Source organism: Streptomyces sp. NPDC047079 (genome assembly GCF_040643755.1).
GTDB lineage: Bacteria > Actinomycetota > Actinomycetes > Streptomycetales > Streptomycetaceae > Streptomyces.
The window spans coordinates 90,555-96,554 of sequence record NZ_JBEYUZ010000021.1; the positions used below are offsets into that span (position 1 = coordinate 90,555).

2 protein-coding genes are annotated in these 6,000 nt (G+C 69.8%); both read left to right on the plus strand.

Annotated features, from left to right (window positions below; all coding sequences use genetic code 11):
• Positions 1 to 118: 118 nt before the first annotated feature.
• Positions 119 to 3,778, plus strand: a complete 3,660-nt coding sequence (locus ABZ823_RS24285; RefSeq protein WP_361664076.1) for a hypothetical protein — start codon at positions 119 to 121, stop codon at positions 3,776 to 3,778.
• A 918-nt stretch (positions 3,779 to 4,696) separates the two neighbouring features.
• Positions 4,697 to 6,000 (plus strand): helix-turn-helix transcriptional regulator (locus ABZ823_RS24290; RefSeq protein WP_361664079.1); only part of this gene is annotated, 1,304 nt, incomplete at its 3' end.

Sequence of the window (6,000 nt, forward strand, 5' to 3'; positions counted from 1 at the left end):
GATCTTCCGGCCGGGTGGCGGGGTGTGTAGGTTGACGGGCCGGAGCGCAGGCGGCCTCGGAGGGGGTGAGGGTGTGGCGGGGCGTCGTGAGGTTCCAGTCGATCCGGGGGCGGGTCCGGTGCAGCGATTCGCGTTTGAGTTGCGCAAGCTACGCACCGAGGCGGGCGGGATGACCTACCGCGTGTTGACCCAGCGGGCGGGGTATTCGGTGACGACGTTGTCGCAGGCGGCCTCCGGCGAGCAGTTGCCGACGCTGCCGGTTGTCCTGGCCTATGTAGCGGCGTGCGGGGGCGATCCGGCGGATTGGGAGGCGCGCTGGAAGCAAGCGGTGGAAGAGGTCGCATCCGCCGGTTCGGCGGATGCGGAGGAGGGCCGGGTATCGCCGTACCGGGGGTTGGCGCGGTTCGAGACCGGCGACGAGGGCCGGTTCTTCGGCCGCGATCGACTCACCGCCGACCTGCTGGAGCTGCTGCGCCGCCGCCGGTTCGCCGCGATGTTCGGACCGTCCGGCAGCGGCAAGTCCTCCCTGCTGCGCGCTGGCCTCATCCCAGCCCTCCAGCACACCCAGGACGCGGGTCTCCGCCCGGCCGCCATCCGCATCCTCACTCCCGGGGTACGCCCGGCCCACACCCACGGCCGGGTTTTCGAACCCACCGGCATCAGCGCTGGCGGTGCCGGAGCCGACACGTTCGTGATCGTCGACCAGTTTGAGGAGATCTTCACCCTTTGCCGCGATCCGGCCGCTCGCGCCCGCTTCCTCGACCTGCTGCTGGCCGCCTGCCGACCCGAGAGCCGATTACGGGTTCTCATCGCGGTGCGGGCCGACTTCTACGGGCGCTGCGCTGAATACCGCGGCCTGGCCGACGCGCTGCGCGAGGCCAACCTGCTGGTCGGCCCGATGAGTCCGGCGGAGCTGCGATCCGCCATCGTCAAACCGGCCGCAGCCGATGGCCTGACCGTTGAGCGCGCTCTGACCTCCCGCCTGGTCGCGGAGGTCGCCGGGGCCCCGGGCGGGTTGCCACTGCTGTCGCACGTACTGCTGGAGACCTGGCGCCGTCGCCGCGGCAAGACGATGACCTTGGCCGGCTACGAGGCGGCCGGAGGCGTGGAGGGCGCGGTCGCCAAGACCGCCGAGGATGTCTATCGCCGGTTCACCGAAGGACAGGCGGCCGCGGCTCGCCGCCTGCTGCTGCGCCTGGTCGCCCCCGGCGAGGGCACCCCCGATACCCGCAGGCCCGCCGACCGGGAAGAGCTTGAGGCCTCTGGTCGGCAGGAGACCGCCGAGGCGCTGGAGGCTCTGGCCCAGGCGCGACTGCTCACCCTCGACGGCGACACCGTTGAACTGGCTCATGAGGCTCTGCTGACCGCATGGCCCCGCCTGCGCGCATGGATCGACGAAGACCGTGAACACCTGCGCAGTCACCGCAAACTGACTGAGGCCGCCCGCACCTGGGAGGAACTGGGCCGTGATCCGGGGGCTCTGTACCGGGGAAGCCGTCTCGTCACCGCCGAGGAACGCTTCAGCAGCGCCCCTGCTGAAGATCTGACCGCTCTGGAGCATGATTTCCTCACTGCCAGCACGACTGCACGTGATCAGGAAGAGCACGCAGCGGCGCGTACCACCCGACGTCTGCGCACCCTCCTTGCCGCCTTTACCGCCCTGCTCGTCCTCGGACTCGGCGCGAGTGTGATTGCCTGGCAGCAAAGCCGGACCAGCGACCAGCAGCGACAGGCTGCCGATTCTGCCCGGAAGGTCGCCCTGTCCCGGCAACTCGCCGCGCAGTCCGCCGCCCTCCTCGGCACCGATTCCGACCTCGCCTCGCTGCTGGCCGTACAGGCCTACAGGACCAGCCCGACTTCCCAGGCCACGGAAAGCCTCTACGCCGCCGCCGCTGTACCTCTCCGACACAGACTCACCGGACACCCTGGCTCTGTGGTCACGCTTGCGTTCAAGCCGGACGGCCGAACCCTGGCCACCGGCGGCAACGACGGCGCGGTGCGGCTGTGGGACACCCGCACCGGCCGCATCCGCAAGAAACTGCCCGGAGACGACGCCCATTTCGCGGCGGTCTTCGCTCCGGACGGCCGCACCATGGCCGTCGTAGGCCCCGACGCAGTGGAACTGCGGGACACCAGCACTGGCCGAACCCGCAAACGGCTGGCCAAGCAGATCATTGAGGCAGGTCCCATGGCCTTCAGCCGGGACGGACACACTCTGGCCATCAGCTGCGGCGGACAGAAGGTGGAGTTATGGGACACCACCACCGGGCGCATCCGTGCATGGCTGGCCGAGCAGACCAATGATGTGAGCTCGTTGGCATTCGGTCCGGACGGGCGCACTCTGGCCACCGGCGGCTTCGACGGTGCAGCGGAGCTGTGGGACGCAGCCACCGGACGTCTCCGGCGAAGTCTGCCCGGACACCACACCCCAGTCGTCGCGTCAGCGTTCAGCCCGGACGGCCGCACCTTGGCCACCAGTTCCGACAGCGGGGTGAAACTGTGGGACACAAGGACCGGCCGTCTTCGCAGGAACCTTGCTGGGTACACCGCCCCGGTCGTCTCGATGGTGTTCGGTCCGGACGGCCGCTCCCTGGCCACCGCCAGGATCGGCGACGACACTGTCCGGCTGTGGGAGACGGACACCGGCCGTCTCCGAAGGAGCCTTCCCGGACACACCGGCCCAGTCCGCGCGTTGGTGTTCAGCCCGGACGGGCGCACCCTGGCCACCGGGGCCGAGGATCGCAGCGTGCGACTGTGGGACGTGGTAGCCGACCAGCCCCGGATCGCCTTCTCCGATCCCCTCAAGAAAACCGCCTCGGTGGCGTTCAGCCCGGACGGCCGAACAATGGCCACCGGGAGCATCGGCGATCCAGCAGTGCACTTGTGGAATATGATCAACGGCCGTCTCCGCACAGACTTACCCGGGTCCGCCGACGACACCAGGCCCTCCTTGGCGTTCAGCCCGGACGGGCGCACCCTGGCCACCGGAAACCTGGTCGACGGCGGGGTGAAACTGTGGGACGCGGCCACCGGCCAGTACCGCAGGAGCTTGGCCGGATACAGCGCTGACGCCAGAAGGTTGGCCTTCAGTCCGGACGGGCGCACCTTGGCCACCGTCAGTACTGCCCGCGGAGTGGAACTGTGGGATGCCGCCACCGGTCGTAGGCGCAAGAACTTTCCCGGATACCACGGTGCTGTGTTCTCGGTGGCGTTCAGTCCGGACGGCCGCACCCTGGCCACCGGCAGCGACGACAACATCGTGCGGCTGTGGGACTCGGTCACCGGCGTCACACGGGTCACGCTCGTGGGACACACCGGCGCTGTGTTCTTGGTGGCGTTCAGTCCGGACGGTCGCACCCTGGCCACCGGCAGCGAGGATCGCACCGTGCGACTTTGGGACACAGCCACCGGCCGCAGCCGCAGAAGCCTGACTGGCCACACCGACGTGACCGGCGCGTTGGCGTTCAGTCCGGACGGCCGCACCCTGGCCACCGGCAGCGACGACAACACCGTGCGGCTGTGGGACTCGGTCACCGGCGTCACACGGGTCACGCTCGTCGGACACACCGGTGCTGTGTTCTCGGTGGCGTTCAGTCCGGACGGCCGCACCCTGGTCACCGGCAGCACAGACCAGACCGTACGCCGGTGGAACGTGAACCGATCCACACCCACCACAGCGATCAGCAAGATCTGCCGCGCCATTGGCCGCGACATCACCGCACATGAACGCTCGGTGTATATGCCGGATCAGCGGCCCCACGCCGTGTGTCCGGACTGAGCCTGGAGCAGCCGATCGACATTGACATGGCACATCAGAAACGGGCGCTGACCGTCCGTCGGGCACGTCTTGGTCAGCCCTGGCGGCAGGGCCGGATTTCCAGGAAGTCCAAGGCGCGCCGAGCAGCTGGCGGGCGGTCTGGATCAGGTCGCGGTAGTCCTGAGTAGGACCTCCGCATCGGCCCGCGCCCCGCCACCGTCTCGCCGGGCGGGGTGAGTTGCGGCACGTCCACAGCCCCAGCACGCTCCCGGCGGCCAGATCGTAGCGGGCCGCCACCCGGTCGATCAGCGACGGGGTCAGCTCCCCGGCTAACGGCACTGTCCGCAACGCCCCTGCCGGCACCCTTCCCCCTGATGCTCGTCTGCTGCCGCTCCGGGCAGGAACGCCCCGGACCCAGCCACCGGGCCGTGCCTGCTGCGCGGTCCCTGAAGCTTGACCGCAGTAAGGTCACCGATTTTTGTTCGGCATGCTCACAGCAATGATCGCGCCAGCGGCAGCAATGACGACGGCGGAGATCGGGTAGGGCGGAGCGGCGTCCTGGCACCCAGGTCATCGGTGAGAAGCCGCAGAGACCGCCGACCCACATGAACGGGTGACACCATCCACCTCGCTGGTGAAGCGAACGGGAAGTAGGGCGACGATTGCGGCCGCAGCGCCTGTGGCTATGGCGACGACCTTAGCGCGGGTGCGAGGTGGCACTTGTTGTCCCCCAGTGGTGCTCCGGGGCCCCCTGAACGGGCAAACACAGCGATGGTAGGCGAGAGCGCCGGTCAGAGTCGGCGAGACAAGGACACAGGGCAGGACTCCAGCATCGACGTCCACCGGTGGCACTTCGTACGCCACTCGTACGGCAACCGTACGGTCAGCGTGCGTAATTCGTGCGGTTCATGGGGTAGTGTGACGGTCAGGAGGTGTTTCATGTCCGGGTTGTTCGACGCGGTCGACGCGCTGGTCGCATCCCGCTCACCGCTGCCGCCGGCGCAGGAGCGCAAGCGACTGCGTCAGGCGCACGGCCTGACGCTGGACGAGGTGGCCGCCGCACTGAAGGTGCGCCGGGCCACAGTGTCTGGGTGGGAGTCGGCCAAGAAACCGACCGAGCCGCGCGGCCCGGAACGTGAGGCGTACGCGCGGCTGCTCAAGCAACTCACGCAGCTCTACCCCGCGCCCAGCGCGAGGGAGGAGCCGGCCGCCACGGTAGCGGTGCCTGCCCCGTTCACCGGCACGGCCGCTCCGGCGGAAGCGGGGACTTTGTCCATAGGCCCGGCCGCCGAGGCTGCGGCCATGACTGCAGAGGAGAACACCGAGACCGCCCTCGATCCTGCCGCGGCGAAGGCCGCGCCGCGTCCGGCGCGTACCGCCAGGAGCACGTCGGCGTCGCGCCGCCCTGGTGCGCGGAAGGCGGCCCCGGCCGGAACCGGGGCGGGCGGCGCCGATCCGCGCTTTGAGAACGGACCGCTCGCGGTCGTCGACGTCGATGCCGACGGGCAGGTGGTGGCGTACTGCACCGGCGGCTTGGTCTTGGACGTGCCCGCCAAGTCTCTCCCGTCCCTGGTGGAGTGGACGCTGAAGGAGGCGAAGCTGGGGCAGCCGAAGCTGTCCGGCCCGGGCAAGGACGCCGACCCGCTGCTCGTGCTCACCGAGGCCGCGCTGCAGCGCTACGGCCTCCCCGTGATCCTCACGGATGAGGAGCGGCTCGCCGGGCGTATCCCGGAGGGCCACAAGGTCATCAAGCAGCTGGCGCGCGCCGACTGGGAGCTGACGAAGCGTGGGTTCGGGCCGTGGGCGAGGATCTACCGCCCGGCCCAGGGCTCGGAGCGTACCTGTGTGCAGCTGTGCATCCCGTCCTGGCACGCGCTTGACTCCCGTCACTGGGGCAACGCCGCGCAGCTTCCGCCGGCCGAACTCGCCCGGCTGCTGGGCGTGTACGCGTCCCGGGTGATGACGCCACGCGGCTCGACCGCTGTGACCGGCCTGGAGCTGATGACCGCGCTGCACCCGCCGACCCGCGCCTCCGAGCCCGACGAGGCGGGGAAGCGGCACTCCGAGCACAACCCCGGCAGCTTGGGCAAGGACCCGGTGGACTGCGCCCCGTGCGAGGCCCCCGATGGGCACCCGCTGCTGAAGGATCTGCCGCGCTTCCACGTCCGCGGCCCCGGCGAGAAGCTGTTCGAGGAGGCCTACGACTGGGCGCGGCCGATGACGGACGCCGAATGCACCCTGCG